Source organism: Hanstruepera sp. CR43, assembly GCF_055227665.1.
In genome coordinates, this window is the sequence record NZ_CP200078.1 from 2,187,286 (window position 1) to 2,202,449 (window position 15,164).

At 35.3% G+C, this 15,164-nt stretch carries 17 protein-coding genes; 12 read left to right on the plus strand and 5 right to left on the minus strand.

The features are described from left to right. Positions 1 to 20: 20 nt before the first annotated feature. Positions 21 to 2,102: a M16 family metallopeptidase gene (locus tag ACKXGU_RS09920; RefSeq protein ID WP_463465166.1), complete on the minus strand. Its 2,082-nt coding sequence runs from the start codon at positions 2,100 to 2,102 to the stop codon at positions 21 to 23. Continuing rightward, the gene (locus ACKXGU_RS09925; RefSeq protein ID WP_463465167.1) at positions 2,089 to 3,408 is read right to left on the minus strand and encodes a M16 family metallopeptidase; all 1,320 of its coding nucleotides are present in this window, start codon (positions 3,406 to 3,408) and stop codon (positions 2,089 to 2,091) included. Before ACKXGU_RS09925 ends, ACKXGU_RS09920 begins: the two co-directional genes overlap by 14 nt. Before the next feature lie 179 nt (positions 3,409 to 3,587). Between ACKXGU_RS09925 and ACKXGU_RS09930 the strand changes: the two genes are divergently transcribed. The 3 genes from ACKXGU_RS09930 (at position 3,588) to rpmA (ending at position 4,921) form a co-directional block, all read left to right on the plus strand. Then, positions 3,588 to 4,031: a DUF4199 domain-containing protein gene (locus tag ACKXGU_RS09930; protein WP_103051300.1), complete on the plus strand. Its 444-nt coding sequence runs from the start codon at positions 3,588 to 3,590 to the stop codon at positions 4,029 to 4,031. Positions 4,032 to 4,120: 89 nt separating this feature from the next. Then, entirely contained in the window at positions 4,121 to 4,636 is a 516-nt protein-coding gene (rplU, locus tag ACKXGU_RS09935; RefSeq protein WP_463465168.1) for a 50S ribosomal protein L21, read from the plus strand. A 24-nt stretch (positions 4,637 to 4,660) separates the two neighbouring features. Further along, the gene (rpmA, locus tag ACKXGU_RS09940; RefSeq protein WP_463465169.1) at positions 4,661 to 4,921 is read left to right on the plus strand and encodes a 50S ribosomal protein L27; all 261 of its coding nucleotides are present in this window, start codon (positions 4,661 to 4,663) and stop codon (positions 4,919 to 4,921) included. A gap of 51 nt (positions 4,922 to 4,972) precedes the next feature. Here rpmA and ACKXGU_RS09945 read toward each other — a convergent pair whose 3' ends face one another. Together ACKXGU_RS09945 and ahcY are read right to left on the minus strand one after the other, a co-directional pair. Further along, complete coding sequence (locus tag ACKXGU_RS09945; RefSeq protein WP_463465170.1) at positions 4,973 to 5,437, minus strand: DUF1569 domain-containing protein; 465 nt, start codon at positions 5,435 to 5,437, stop codon at positions 4,973 to 4,975. Between the two features lie 82 nt (positions 5,438 to 5,519). Then, positions 5,520 to 6,836: an adenosylhomocysteinase gene (gene ahcY, locus ACKXGU_RS09950; protein WP_463465171.1), complete on the minus strand. Its 1,317-nt coding sequence runs from the start codon at positions 6,834 to 6,836 to the stop codon at positions 5,520 to 5,522. Between the two features lie 66 nt (positions 6,837 to 6,902). Here ahcY and ACKXGU_RS09955 point away from each other — a divergent pair, with 66 nt between their 5' ends. The 8 genes from ACKXGU_RS09955 (at position 6,903) to ACKXGU_RS09990 (ending at position 14,077) form a co-directional block, all read left to right on the plus strand. Beyond that, positions 6,903 to 7,532, plus strand: coding sequence for a 4'-phosphopantetheinyl transferase family protein (locus ACKXGU_RS09955; protein ID WP_463465172.1), 630 nt, complete (start codon positions 6,903 to 6,905; stop codon positions 7,530 to 7,532). Further along, positions 7,533 to 8,264 carry a phosphoglycerol geranylgeranyltransferase gene (locus ACKXGU_RS09960; protein WP_463465173.1) on the plus strand — a complete coding sequence of 244 codons (732 nt, stop codon included), beginning with the start codon at positions 7,533 to 7,535 and terminating at the stop codon, positions 8,262 to 8,264. Next, positions 8,261 to 8,521, plus strand: coding sequence for a thiamine-binding protein (locus tag ACKXGU_RS09965; RefSeq protein ID WP_463465174.1), 261 nt, complete (start codon positions 8,261 to 8,263; stop codon positions 8,519 to 8,521). The genes ACKXGU_RS09960 and ACKXGU_RS09965 overlap by 4 nt, the downstream gene beginning before the upstream one ends. Next, complete coding sequence (gene pnuC, locus ACKXGU_RS09970) at positions 8,505 to 9,137, plus strand: nicotinamide riboside transporter PnuC (protein ID WP_463465175.1); 633 nt, start codon at positions 8,505 to 8,507, stop codon at positions 9,135 to 9,137. The genes ACKXGU_RS09965 and pnuC overlap by 17 nt, the downstream gene beginning before the upstream one ends. Beyond that, a complete protein-coding gene (locus tag ACKXGU_RS09975; RefSeq protein WP_463465176.1) occupies positions 9,098 to 9,655 on the plus strand; it encodes an AAA family ATPase in 558 nt (185 codons plus the stop codon). Before pnuC ends, ACKXGU_RS09975 begins: the two co-directional genes overlap by 40 nt. 6 nt (positions 9,656 to 9,661) lie before the next feature. Then, positions 9,662 to 11,218, plus strand: coding sequence for a DUF4301 family protein (locus ACKXGU_RS09980; RefSeq protein ID WP_463465177.1), 1,557 nt, complete (start codon positions 9,662 to 9,664; stop codon positions 11,216 to 11,218). Position 11,219: 1 nt separating this feature from the next. Next, positions 11,220 to 11,627 carry an alternative ribosome rescue aminoacyl-tRNA hydrolase ArfB gene (arfB, locus tag ACKXGU_RS09985; RefSeq protein WP_463465178.1) on the plus strand — a complete coding sequence of 136 codons (408 nt, stop codon included), beginning with the start codon at positions 11,220 to 11,222 and terminating at the stop codon, positions 11,625 to 11,627. Between the two features lie 236 nt (positions 11,628 to 11,863). After that, positions 11,864 to 14,077, plus strand: coding sequence for a TonB-dependent receptor (locus ACKXGU_RS09990; protein WP_463465179.1), 2,214 nt, complete (start codon positions 11,864 to 11,866; stop codon positions 14,075 to 14,077). Positions 14,078 to 14,115: 38 nt separating this feature from the next. On the opposite strand, the gene ACKXGU_RS09995 is transcribed toward ACKXGU_RS09990, so the two are convergent. Continuing rightward, positions 14,116 to 14,565, minus strand: coding sequence for a hypothetical protein (locus ACKXGU_RS09995; protein ID WP_463465180.1), 450 nt, complete (start codon positions 14,563 to 14,565; stop codon positions 14,116 to 14,118). Positions 14,566 to 14,680: 115 nt separating this feature from the next. On the opposite strand from ACKXGU_RS09995, the gene greA reads away from it, so the two are divergent. Next, positions 14,681 to 15,154 carry a transcription elongation factor GreA gene (gene greA, locus ACKXGU_RS10000; protein WP_103050903.1) on the plus strand — a complete coding sequence of 158 codons (474 nt, stop codon included), beginning with the start codon at positions 14,681 to 14,683 and terminating at the stop codon, positions 15,152 to 15,154. Positions 15,155 to 15,164: the final 10 nt, after the last annotated feature.

A 15,164-nucleotide genomic window follows, 5' to 3' on the forward strand; every position in this document is an offset into this window, starting at 1 on the left:
ATTTATAAATACGTTTATAATTAGTCAAAATCAGCATCTTCTACACCTTCATTTACTTTTATTTCTTTGACAATAAAATCAAACTTACGTGGACCTGCTGTCTGTGAAATTTTGAATGGGAATTTGATGCCAGCAACTTCCTTGTAATCGGTATAGAAAATGGAAGTTGAACCCATTTCAGAGCTTCTATCTTCTTTAACTTTTAATCCCGTATCTACGCTGTAATAAGCTGTTAATTCATCCGATACTTTTACTTTGTAAGCTTTTTCACCGTCAACATCTTCAATTTTATCCAATGTCACACCTTGGCTTAAATAATTTACTTCCGGGAAAGGAGAGGATTGTCTTTGCGCTTTAGTAATTTCATCTTCAGTCATTTCAGAACGTTGTCCTTGCTGAACTTTATAACCAGCATTACCATCTAAAACTTGTTTTTGAACTGAAGTTCCCATGGCGGTAATCTCTTGCATTAATTGGTTTTTAGATGTTTTTTTCATTTCTAAATTCATCATCATGCCTGGCTGTAATTCTGCTTCGGCCAATATAAGCACCGAGTTTACGTTATCCAGTTTTTCACGACCACCAATGGCATCAATGTAGGCTTGTAATACTTTGTTAGGAGTAATATCCGCAGGCATCTCTATGTCATAGTTCGGTTTTTCAGTAGCATTAGCATATTTGTCAAAATACTTGATTGGAATTTTTGTTTTTTCAAGATTTTCAAGAACGTCACTACCATTGCCAATAATAACGATTCTGGCATTATCTGGCTTCATATACTTTTGAGCGACACGCGTAACATCTTCAGTAGTTACATCGTTGATTTTTTGAAGATAGGTTGTGTAAAAATCCTCTGGTAAATCGTTTAATTTAATGTTTAAAGCATAATTAGCGATGGTCTGTGGTCGCTCTAAAGCCATAACAAAGTTACCAGTGTATTTAGCTTTTACATCACGTAATGTTTCAGCTGAAACAGGCTCGGTATTAATACGTTTGATTTCTTTTAAAGCTTCAACTACAGCACTATCTGTAACTGCGTTTCTAACTTTTGCTGTTGCATTGAAACGAGAGATTCCATAGCGGTTAGCACTTAAGCTTGAATAGGCGCCATAGGTGTAACCATGTTCTTCACGAAGGTTTCTAAACAGATAACCTTCACCACCACCGCCAAGTATTTCATTGGCAATTAAAGCCGCATGATAATCTTCATCCTTCATTTTTAAATCCACATTATTCGTAATTGAAATGTTGGATTGCGTAGCTCCAGGAACATCAACAAAATTGATTTGAGTGTAAGGAACATTTGGATTTGGAGGTGTAATAGGTGCATCAATGGAAACATCACGCGTCCATTTACTAAAATATTTTTTTACTTGCTTTTCAACGGTTTTAAAGTCGACATCACCTACTACCACCAAATAGGCATTAGAGGGATTAATGTACGTAGAGCGATAGGATTTGATATCACTGAACTTTATATTGTTTATCGTCTCTTCAGTTGTAAACTCACCATAGGCATTTTGAGTTCCATAAGACAATGCACTGCCCACACGACCTGCAATGGCATCTGGGTTTTTTTCATTGTTTTTTAAACTTTCAATTAACTTGACTTTTTCTTTTTCAAATTCTTCTTCTGTCAATAATGGATTAATGACAGCATCAGCCATTAATTCTAAAATACGTTCGGAGTATTTGGATAAACAACTGGCAAAACCACCGCTAAATCCTAAATTAAAATTTGCTCCTAAATAATCTATTTCTTCATTAAATGCATCTTTTGGGATACTGGTGGTTCCATTGCCGAGCATAGATCCAAGAACACTGGTAACACCAGCAATATTTCCTTCAACAATAGGTTTGTTGTCAATTCGCAATGAATAAGATACTCTTGGTAATTTGTGATTTTCCACAACTAAAACTTTCAAGCCATTTTTAAGCTCAAATTCACCAGGCTCTTCTAATGTAATTTTTGGAGCTGGGCCAGCTTTTGGTTGTTTAGAACGGTCTATTTGTGCATTCATTCCCATTGCTACAAAAAACAATGCAACAAATGCTACTAACTTTATATTGGTTTTGTATGTTTTCATTTTATTGGTCATCATTTTTTGGTAAATATTCTATTTCCACACGTTGATTGGTGTTTAAGTATTTTTGTGCCACGGCCTGAATTTCTTCTCTTGTAATGGACCTGTAAATGTCAATTTCAGTGTTTATTAGGTTCACATCACCATAAAGCAGATAATATGTTGCTAATGAACTTGCAATTCCTGCAATACTTGAATTAGAGTTCACAAATTGGTTTTCAAATTGATTAAGCAGTTTTGTGTGATCGCGCTCCGAAATCAGTTCGGTTTGCATTTTAACAATCTCCTCATCCATTTCTTCCAATAATGTCGCTAATGGCACATCGCCAAGTGGAATGGCAAAAAGTGCAAAAATATTATAATCAACTTGTCCCAAATTTACTGCTTGAACGGTCAAAGCTTGTTTTTGTTCGTCAACCATTTTTTTGTAAAGCACCGAACTTTTTCCACCACTTAAATAGGTCGAGATCATATCCAATATTCGAGCATCACGAGTTGCAAAACCTGGCGTTCTATAAGCAGCAATTATTGCAGGAGCTTGAATATTCTTATCATATGCCTTGGTTTTGATTGTTTCAGTAATAGGCTCTTCTTTAGGGAAGGTTCTATCTACTTCTGGGCCTCTTTTTACCTCGCTAAAGTAATCTCTAACCAGTTTTTTGGTGTTTTCAATATCAATATCACCTGCAACAACTAAAACCGCATTATTAGGGACATAGTACGTTTTAAAGAAAGCCATAAATTCTTCTAGTGTTGCCGCATCTAAATGCTCCATTTCACCTATGTTGGTGTCTTTGTAAGGGTGAACTTTAAACAAATTCTCTCCTAAAACCTTAAGAATTTGCCCGTAAGGTCTATTGTCATAGCTTTGACGCTTTTCTTCTTTTACTACCTCATTTTGAGTATCCACACCTACTTGGTCTATTACTGGGTGCAACATACGTTCTGATTCTAGCCACAAGCCTAGTTCCATTTTGTTGGATGGAAATATCTCATAATAATAAGTTCTGTCTTGAGAGGTGTTGGCATTAAAAGTACCACCATTGGCAGGAATAATTTTCATGAATTCGCCACGGCCAATATTCTCAGAACCTTCAAAAAGTAAATGTTCAAAGAAGTGAGCAAATCCTGTACGGTTACGGTCACCATCTTTGCCGCCTACGTTATACATAACTGAAGTTGCCACTACAGGCGCAGTGTTATCCTGATGGAGAATGACATGCAGGCCATTTTCAAGATCAAATTCTTCAAATTTAACCTCTTGTGCGTTTGCAGTTACTATTGCTAGTAAAAACACAGCAAGAGTTAATAAATGTTTTTTCATTGTGAGTGTAATTTATCTGGTTAACGAATGTCTGTAAGTATAATTTTACATTAAAAAGTTACAGGACATCAAAAATAATAAATGATTAGCGTTTTAAATGTTAATTCAAGAAAATTCATTTGAAATTATTTTTTCTAACAAATTTTCACGAAATTTAAATGAAACCAAAACAAACAATTATGAAAAAAGTAGCACTTCCTGTACGTTTTGGATTAATTATGGGTGGTATTCTTATCGCTTATTTTTTAATCTTGGCTATGTTTCACAAACATACTAACCCCGTCTTTAGCTTTTTGAACGCGTTTATCACCGTTTTTGGAGTTTATGAAACGGTTCGTTATTATAAATTGGAGCAAGGTGAGGAATTTACATATGCCAACGGAATTACTGCTGCAATAATTTCAGGGTTTATTGCTACAACAGTATTTTCTATTTTTTTCTTGTTTTACATAACCGAAATTGATCCGGATTTTGTTTCCAGTTTATTGAAAACCATTGATTTTAATTCGAGTGTAAGTGTTGGCATAATGACCTTTACGGTTGCGGTCATGGGTTTGGCAACCACTGTTATTTCTGCATTAACGGTGATGCAATATTTCAAAAAAAGTTGGAATATTTCTTAATTTTAAGAAAACGTTTGTAGTTTAATTATTTAGGAGTATATTTGCACTCATTTTTTGAATAAATAAATAATTAATAAAAACGTTACGCTATGTACGCAATTGTAGAGATAGCAGGGCATCAATTCAAAGTTGAGAAAGACCAAAAAGTTTTTGTTAACCGTTTAGCAACAGAAGAAGGTAAGAAAGTTTCTTTCGACAACGTTCTTTTAATTGGCGATGGTGACAATGTAACTGTAGGCGCCCCAGCTATAGGCGGAGCTCAAGTAGGAGCAAAAGTCTTAAAGCACCTAAAAGGTGATAAAGTGATAGTTTTCAAAAAGAAAAGACGTAAAGGTTACCGTGTAAAAAATGGTCACAGACAAGCCTTAACTGAAATTCAAATTGAAAGTATTGTGGCTTCAGGAGCTAAACCAGCTGCTAAAGCCGAAAAAGCTGCTCCAGCAAAAGAAGCTCCAAAAGCTGAAGCAAAACCAGCTAAAAAAGAAGAATCAACTCAAGATTTAAGTAGTTTAACTGTTGCTGAATTAAGAGATATGGCTAAAGCAAAGGAAATTACAGGATATTCTTCAATGAAGAAAGCCGAGTTAATTGAAGCTTTAAGTTAATTTAAAATATAAAATCGAAATAAAATGGCACATAAAAAAGGAGTCGGAAGTTCGAAAAACGGTAGAGAATCAGAATCGAAACGATTAGGTGTTAAGATTTTTGGTGGTCAAGCTGCCGTTGCAGGTAACATCATTGTAAGACAAAGAGGTACTGCACACAATCCAGGTGAAAATGTTTACGCTGGAAAAGATCATACATTACATGCTAAAGTAGACGGTATTGTAAAGTTTGAAAAGAAAAAGAATGGAAAATCATTTGTTTCTATAGTTCCTTTTGAGGCTTAAGAAATATTTTCTTGATAAAATAAAAACCCTTTCTGTTTCCAGAAAGGGTTTTTATTTTAAAATATCCTTTATTATTTTTAGATGATGGCAAGTATGCATATTCAGAAACTTAATTGTCTTTCGTTTATTAAGTTGTCCAAAAATAAAATGGGTAAAATGGGCATTATTATCTAAATGTTTTAGAATTTCAATATTGCGAAGTGCTAAGTCAACTTGTTCTGTCAAATCATTTTGAGATATTAAATCAGGTGGTCTTACCATTTTTGGCGCTTTTGCTTTGCCTCTAGGAATATAATTAATCGTAAATAATAACAGGCGCCATTTATTAAATGCCCATTTGTATTCTTTGGGATTTGAGTTAGCTGTTGCTTCAATAACAAGATTGATAACTTTTAAAGAATGGTCTATTTGCCAAGCGATATCAGATTTTGAAATTTTGTTGTTTCTTTTGTCTTTATACCGAATGTAACCTTCAAGTTCATTAATAAGTGGGATTAAAACTTCTGTATTTTGCATACTCTAAACTAATAAAAAACCCTCACAATGCTGCAAGGGTCTTGTTATTGTTTATAGATTCCTGCCTCTGCAGGAATGACAATTAGTATCTGTAGTATTCTGGCTTGTAAGGTCCTTCAACTTTTACACCAATATATTTGGCCTGGTCTTGTTTCAATTCGGTTAACTCAACACCAATTTTCTCTAGGTGTAATTTGGCAACTTTTTCATCCAAATGCTTAGGTAACATGTAAACTTTGTTTTCGTAAGCATCTTTATTATTCCAAAGTTCAATTTGAGCCAACGTTTGGTTCGTAAACGAGTTACTCATTACAAAACTAGGGTGGCCAGTAGCACAACCTAAATTGACTAAACGACCTTGAGCCAAAATAATGACATCTTTTCCGTTTACGTTATACTTGTCAACTTGTGGCTTAATCTCGTCTTTAGTATGACCATGGTTCTTGTTTAACCAAGCCATGTCAATCTCATTATCAAAGTGTCCAATATTACAAACTATGGTTTTGTCTTTCATGGCTTCAAAATGCTCACCACGAACAATATCTTTATTCCCGGTAGTTGTGATAACCACATCAGCATTGCCAACAACAGTTTCTAATTTCTTTACTTCAAAGCCATCCATGGCAGCTTGTAACGCACAAATTGGATCGATTTCAGTAACCGTAACAATACTTCCAGCACCTTTGAAAGACGCTGCAGTACCTTTACCAACATCACCATAACCACAAACAACTACGCGTTTTCCAGCAAGCATCACATCAGTTGCACGACGAATAGCATCTACAGCACTCTCACGACATCCATATTTGTTATCAAATTTAGATTTCGTAACAGAATCGTTTACGTTAATGGCAGGCATTGGTAATGTACCTTTTTCCATACGCTCGTATAAACGGTGAACACCTGTTGTAGTTTCTTCACTTAATCCGTTAATTCCAGGAACTAACTCAGGGTATTTGTCTAATACCATATTGGTTAAATCACCCCCATCATCCAAAATCATGTTAAGTGGTTTTCTGTCTTCACCAAAGAAAAGGGTTTGTTCAATACACCAATCAAATTCTTCTTCAGTCATATTTTTCCAGGCGTAAACTGCTGTTCCAGCATCAGCAATAGCAGCCGCAGCTTGATCTTGAGTAGAAAATATGTTACAAGAACTCCAAGTTACTTCGGCACCAAGAGCTTGCAATGTTTCGATTAACACCGCCGTCTGAATGGTCATGTGCAAGCATCCTGCTATACGTGCGCCCTTAAGAGGTTGTGAGTCTTTGTACTCTTCACGTAAACTCATTAATCCTGGCATTTCAGCTTCAGCCAATTCAATCTCTTTTCGTCCCCATGCCGCTAGCGACATATCTTTTACCTTATTAGGTACGTAGGCAACAGTTTTTGTGTTCATATTGTTATATTTGTCTTTGTATTTATTTGCGACTGCAAAGATAACTAATAACTTTCAGAATATTAAATGCCTCTATATAAATCCATTACTCCCAATCCGCAAACCACTGTTAAAATCTGGAAGATTACGGAATCTTATGATGATTTGCTAAAACCCGTTACCCTGAAACCAGAAAATATGGAACGTGTTTTAGGCATGAAAAGCGAGTTGCATCAACGTGGTTTTTTGAGTGTGCGCCATTTATTGGCAGAATTTGGTTATCAGGATTCGGATTTGTTTTACGATGAAAATGGCAAACCTCATCTAAAGGATGGTAAGCACATTTCCATAACGCATTCGTTTATCTTTTCGGGTGTTGTAGTCAGTGATTTTGAGGTTGGCATTGACATTGAAAAGCAGCGAGAAAAAATTGGAAGGATTGCACATAAATTCATGGATTACGAGTCGCAATATTTGGACTCGAATGATAAAGAATATGTTAGAAAATTAACGGTTATCTGGTGTGTGAAAGAGTCGCTTTACAAACTGTTTGCCACTCCCGGTTTGAGTTTTTTACAACATACCATGGTCATTCCATTTATGATTCACGATGAGGAAACCATTGCCTGGATTGATTATGATAATAAAAAATATCGTTTTAATACAACGTTCATAGAATTTGAAGGATTCTCTTGTGCCATTGCTTTACCGTCATAAATGATAGATGTCTATGCTAACATATTGCAGTCTGTTTCCGCTGGGAAAAAGTCATTGGCAGTTCTTATTGATCCTGATAAATTTCAATTAAGTAATACTGAAATCTTTATCAATAAGGTCAATGAATCGATTGCTACCCATATTTTTGTCGGAGGTAGTGAGGTTGATGATAAAGCCACTGAAGTTCTAGTAAACGCTTTAAAAAAGTATACGCAATTGCCTATTGTATTATTCCCAGGGGATGTTACCCAAATAACCGATAAGGCTGATGCATTGTTGTTTCTATCCTTAATCTCTGGTAGAAACCCAGAGTATTTAATTGGTAAGCATATACAGTCCGTTTCGAAATTAGAAGCAACTAATCTCGAAATCATTCCAACAGGTTACATATTAATTGAAAACGGAAAGGAAACTGCTGTTCAACGTGTAACTGACACAAAACCATTACCAAGAGAACATATTGAATTTATTGCAGATACGGCGAAAGCTGGCGAATTATTGGGAATGAAACTTATTTATTTGGAGGCTGGAAGTGGTGCTATACATCCTGTAACGAACGAAATCATTACCCAAGTAAAAGGCAAATTGGGAGTTCCATTAATTGTTGGTGGCGGAATTAGAACGAAGCCTCAACTTGAAAATGCTTATAAAGCTGGAGCAGATTTAGTCGTAATAGGAACGGCATTTGAAGAAGATGAATCATTTTTTGACAGCTTAAAAAAGAAAACGTGAAAATTTCTGTAGAATTAACATTGACACCATTACATGACGATTATGAACCCGCCATTATTCATTTTATAAAAAAATTGCGAGCTTCAAATTTAAAAGTATTGGAGAACCCATTGAGTACTCAAGTTTATGGCGATTATGATGAAGTCATGCAAACTTTAACAACTGAAATAAAAGAGGCTTTTGAACTGATGGGACTTGGCTTACTTTATATGAAAATCGTCAAATCTGACCGACATGACTATGAACCTCATTTTTGATTTTTTTTTCGGACAGTATCGTGGGTATAATACAATAGATGTTGTTCTGGAAATTATTGCGGTTGTTTTTGGGTTTTTGTCGGTGTGGTATTCCAAGCAAAACAAAATTTGGGTATTCCCTACTGGTATGATTAGCACACTTATTTTTGTGTATCTGCTCTTTAAGTGGGAATTGTTGGGAGATATGATGATTAATGGGTATTACTTTATCATGAGTATTTATGGCTGGTATGTTTGGACACGAAAAGTTGATGCAACACATGTAACGCCCATTTCTACAACCACTAAAAAAGAAAAAATTGGAAGTATTGGCATCTTTTTGGCAACATTATTATTTGTTTTCTTTGTTTATCAAACTTTTGATAAATGGAACGGTTGGGTAGCCTATATCGACACATTAACAACGGCCATTTTCTTCGTGGGTATGTGGCTTATGGCCAGACGTAAAATTGAAAACTGGATATTCTGGATAATTGGTGATATCATTTCAGTACCTTTATACTTCTATAAAGGATTCACCTTTACAAGCCTTCAGTATTTAGGTTTTACAATTATTGCCATATTTGGATATTTAGCATGGAAGAAGCACTTAAACAGAAAGATAGCGACTGCATAAAATTTGTCTTGTTTGGTCCGGAATCTACAGGAAAGACTGTGTTAGCCAAAGCGTTGGCGGAACATTATCAAACACTTTGGGTGCCCGAATATTCTAGAATTTTGGCAGAAAAAAAGAAAATGAATAATGAGTTTCTAACGGAAGATGATGTCATGACCATTGCAAAAGGACAAATGGATTTAGAAAATGAGTTAACGCAACAAGTCAAAAATCTATTGATTTGCGATACCGATTTATTGGAGACAAAGGTGTACAGTGAATCTTATTACAACGGCTATTGTCCAAGTGCACTGAATAAATATGCTATTCAAAATTCATATAATCTGTATTTTTTGACTAATATTGATGTGCCTTGGGAAGCTGATGGTATTCGAGATAAACCGAATGACAGATTAGAAATGTTTGATGTGTTTCATAGAACTTTAATAGACTATAATAGACCTTATGTGTTGCTCTCGGGAACCTTTCAAGATCGTTTAAAAACAGCTATCGAGCATATTGATAAATTATTGAAATAATGACGTATGAGTTTTTCTGATAAAGACAAAAAACAAATTGAAAATAAAGGACTGACAATTAATCAAGTCTACAATCAAATTGAAATATTTAAAACGGGATTACCCTTTTCAAATTTAGTTTCTGCAGCTACAATTGATGAAGGGATCATTAGATTGAAAGATCATGAAATCAATCATTACATTGAATTATTTGAGCAAGAAAAAGACCATAAATCCATTCTAAAGTTTGTTCCAGCTTCTGGCGCAGCAACTAGGATGTTTAAGTTTCTTTTTACTTTTTTGGAATCTTACAGTGCAGAAACCGAAAGTATCAATGCTTATATCAATCATAATGACAACAAAGATTTGTATATCTTTTTTGTGGGATTGGAAAAATTCCCATTTTATTATGAAGTAAAGGATAAACTGGATAGTTTATATCCCAATTATGACGAATTAAGTGTTAGTCAACAATCCCAGTTGTTTGTGAAGGCCATGTTGGATCCTGCTATGTTGGATTATGGTAATTATCCTAAAGGGTTGTTGCCGTTTCATGAGTATAAAAACCGGATTATTTCAACGGCATTTGAAGAGCACTTGTTTGAATCGGCTTTATATTCATCCACTAATGCAAAAACGAAATTGCATTTTACAATTTCCGAACAGCATAAAGATAAGTTTAGTGAAGAATTTTCTCGGATTGAAAAAAAGGTTGAAACTAAAACCAATTCATTGTTCGATATTTCATTCTCTTATCAAAAAGAATCTACTGATACCATTGCTGTAACACCCAAGGATAAGCCCTTCAGAAATGATGATGGAAGTTTGTTATTCAGGCCGTCTGGTCATGGCGCACTTATTGAAAATTTAAACGATTTAGATGCCGATATCATTTTTGTTAAAAATATCGATAATGTGGTGGTCTATAAGTACAAAGATGAAGTGGCAAAATACAAAAAGGTACTCGCTGGAAAATTAATTGAAATACAGAATCAGACTTTTAAGTATTTAGAAAAGCTGGATGAGGGAGATTTAAGTTTTCATGAAATTGTTGAAATAGCCGAGTTTTTAACAAACAAGATGAGTGTTAGAATTTCACCTGAATTTGAGAAGTATGCTGAAAGGTATCAAATTGAATATTTAAAGGAAAAGCTAAACCGACCCATTCGCGTTTGTGGCATGGTCAAAAACGAGGGAGAACCTGGTGGAGGTCCTTTTTGGGTTAAAGATGAAAGCGCTAATATATCCTTGCAAATTGTAGAAGCTGCCCAAATAAATAAAAAAAATAAACATCAAAAGGACATTCTTAATAATGCCACCCACTTTAATCCAGTTGATTTAGTCTGTGGTGTTAGAAACTATAAAGGGCAAAAGTTTGATCTTACCAAATATGTCGATCACAAAGCCGCTTTTATCACCAAAAAAACAACTATGGGTAAGGATTTAAAAGCTTTGGAGCTACCAGGATTATGGAATGGGAGTATGGCTAATTGGAACACCATTTTTGTTGAAGTGCCGCTAATTACCTTTAATCCTGTGAAGACGGTTAACGATTTACTAAAAGCACCGCATCAAATAAAGTAACATGTTTGATGAATCACTGCTTTTATCTGAATTGGAATTCAAAGCCGTCAGAAGTTCTGGAGCTGGTGGGCAGCATGTGAATAAAGTATCGTCAAAAGTGGTTTTGAGTTTTGATTTAATAAATTCCCAGGTTTTTACAGAAGAACAAAAGGAACGGCTATTAACTAATTTGAAAAACCGATTGACCAGCAATGGCGTTTTGATTTTGCAAAGTGATGATAGCCGAAGCCAGCATAAAAACAAAGAGGCGGTCATCAAAAGACTCTTAGAAATCATTAATGATGGACTAAAAGTTGCTAAAAAACGTAAAAAAACAGCAGTCCCTAAAGCCGTGAAATTAAAACGCTTATCCAAAAAGCGACAACAATCAGATAAAAAAGCCAACAGAAAACCACCGGAGCTTCCATAAATTATGAAGTTAATTTTATGGAAAATAATTAATTGTTAGCTACCTTTGTGACGTTCTCAAAAAAGGGGTGCCAAATAACGGCTGAGATCATACCCAATGAACCTAGAACAGGTAATGCTGTTTAGGGATTGTGAATATTAAAACTGTATCCGGAACAGTGAAGATATTCCATTTTATAATCAATTATTAAACAAGAATAATGACCTCTTTTTATTCGGCAAAAATTATTTTATCGAATGAAAAATTTATTCACATTTTTAGCACTAATTGTGGTATCTACAAGTGCGTTTTCACAGGAAGAACCAGTTATTCAACCTAAAGACTCCACTGAACTGGAAGTGTTAAATGAAGTTATGGTAAGCGCTGTGCGTGTCAAAGCAACATCTCCCATTACTCATTCCAACCTCACAAAAGAAGAGATTGCCGAACGCAATTTAGGGCAGGATATACCCATTCTGTTAAATTATTTACCTTCGGTGGTCACTACTTCTGATGCAGGAGCAGGAGTTGGTTATACAAGTATTCGTGTGCGCGGTATTAATGCACAATCAACTAATGTCACCATTAACGGAATTCCTTACAATGATGCGGAATCATTAGGAACTTTTTGGGTTAATCTTGGGGATTTTGCTTCATCCGTTGAAAGCTTACAGTTACAACGAGGCGTTGGAACATCATCAAATGGATCTGGAGCTTTTGGTGCCAGTATCAATGTATTGACTGATGCGATTTCTAAAAATTCCTATGCCGAATTTGCTAATTCCTTTGGTAGTTTTAATACCAGAAAACATACCCTTAAATTTAGTACGGGTTTACTTAATGACCATTTTGAAGTAGCAGGAAGGCTTTCTGCAATTAAATCAGATGGTTATATCGATCGTGCTGAATCCGATTTAAAATCTTATTTCCTTCAGGGATCTTATGTAGATGATAACCGTGTTATAAAAGCCATCACTTTCGCAGGTAAAGAAATTACCTATCAATCATGGAATGGCCTGGAAGATTTAGAAAAACTGGAAAACGATAGAACGTATAATACTGCTGGTGAATATACTGATGCAAACGGTAATATTCAGTTCTATGAAAATGAAGTAGATAACTACCAGCAAGACCATTATCAATTGCACTGGAATGAGCGCTATAACAACTATTGGTCTACTAACTTGGCGCTGAATTATACCTATGGGCGAGGCTATTTTGAGCAGTTTAGAGAAGATGAAAGCTTGTCCAGTTATGGTTTGGACGATGTCGGAATTGGCAGTGAAACCGTTTCTGAAACCGACTTGGTACGCAGACGTTGGTTGGATAATGACTTTTATGTTATTAACGCCAATGCGAACTTTAAAAAGAATCAGATAGACGCTATTTTTGGAGGATCCTATAGCTTTTATGATGGTGATCACTTCGGTGAGATTATTTGGGCACAATTTGCCAGTAACAGTATGAATACTGATAGATACTACAATGCTAACGGTAAGAAAACGGATATCAATTTTTTTGGTAAAGCCAATTACAGACTCAATGATAAAATAAGCCTTTTTGCTGATTTGCAATTACGATTGGTAGATTACAAAACCACCGGACTTACCTCGGATATATTACCTCTGTTAGTTGATGAAAATTATACATTTTTTAATCCAAAAGCGGGTATCACTTATACGATAAACTCGAGTAATAGCTTGTACTTTTCCTATGCCAGAGCGAACAGAGAACCCAATAGAGATGATTTTGAAAACAATACGACCATAAAACCAGAACAGTTAAATGATTTTGAGTTGGGTTGGCGTTTAAAAAAGGATAAGTTCAGATTAAATGCCAATACTTATTTTATGTTATACAATGAGCAATTGGTGTTAACTGGAAATATCGATAATGTTGGTAATCCTATCCGCACTAATAGTGGCGAAAGTTATAGATTGGGACTGGAAATAGATGCCGCTATTCAACTCGGAAAGAAATTTGCTATTCAGCCTAATCTAACGATTAGCACTAATAAAAACAAAGAAATGATCACATCAATAGATGGTGAATTGGTGAATTTGGGCAAAACGGATATTTCGTTTTCACCTAATCTAATAGCCGGAAATGCTCTGGTTTTTCAACCGATTCCAAGCTTACAAATGAGTTTATTGAGTAAGTATGTTGGTGAACAATACATGAGCAATACGGAAGCTGAAGCCTCGAAATTGGATAGTTACTTTGTAAATGATTTTAGTATCAATTACGAGTTACTGTTTCAACGCGATGAAGAAAAGAAACCGTTTTTAGATGCTATTGTGTTTTCAGGGCTGGTGAATAATATCTTTAACGAGAAGTATGAATCCAATGGTTATTATTATACCTATGATGATACGTGGTCTAATCCACCAGAGGTAACCACCATCGAAGGCGCTGGTTTTTATCCACAGGCCACAACCAATTTCTTATTAGGAATGACATTGAAGTTTTAAGCATCAAAAAAGGCGACCTAATTTGGTCGCCTTTTTTGTTAATTATTCCACACCCTGATAATATCACCAGTTTTTTCTACAAAATAACGTTTTAAACCGTAGTTCCCGGTGGTGCCTTCTTGCGGTTGCCCAGTGAGAATATCATAGGTTTTGGAATCGTCACAATCGCAAGTAGCTAATATGCCCTCAACTGTTAAAGTAGAGCAATTACGTAATTCGTGATTCGGATCACTCAATTCAAAAGCACTATAGTTGTTACCACCAGCATAATATACCACAATACCATTGATGCCATAAGTTGGCTCTATTATATAATTATTTGGAAATTGTAGGTCAGTATACCTAGGGAATGACACATTAATGGTCGTACCAGTATCAAATGTGTAATTTGGTAAATACCGATTATTGTTATCAAAACCGTCATCATCATTATTCTTACAAGACCATAGTATAATACAGCTTATTAATAGGACAATTGTTCTTTTCATTTCCATGTGATTTTAGGTGCAATTTACAACAAAAAGCGTTCAGCTTTAAATATTTTGTATATTTGTCATGTTATCTCGTGTAAGCGGGATTTTTTTATTATAAAACGATGAAGTTATGAGTAAAGTATCTTATTACACAGCAGAAGGGTTAAAAAAACTACGAGACGAGTTAAAACAATTAAAGGATATAGAACGTCCGCGTGCATCCCAAGCCATTGCGGAAGCACGAGATAAGGGTGATTTAAGTGAAAATGCCGAATATGATGCCGCTAAAGAAGCGCAAGGCCTTTTGGAAATGAAAATTTCTAAACTTGAAGAAACATTGGCTGGCGCTAGATTGATTGATGAATCGCAATTGGATACTTCCAAAGTTTTGGTGTTATCAACAGTGAAAATTAAAAACCAGACCAATGGTATGGAAATGACTTACACCTTGGTTGCTGATGGTGAAGCTGATTTAGCTTCTGGAAAGATTTCGGTCAATTCACCTATTGGAAAAGGCTTGTTAGGGAAATCGGTTGGAGAAGTTGCCGAGGTTAAAGTGCCTAACGGAGTCATGAAATTTGACATCTTGGAAATTTCCAGATAAGCTGTAAACT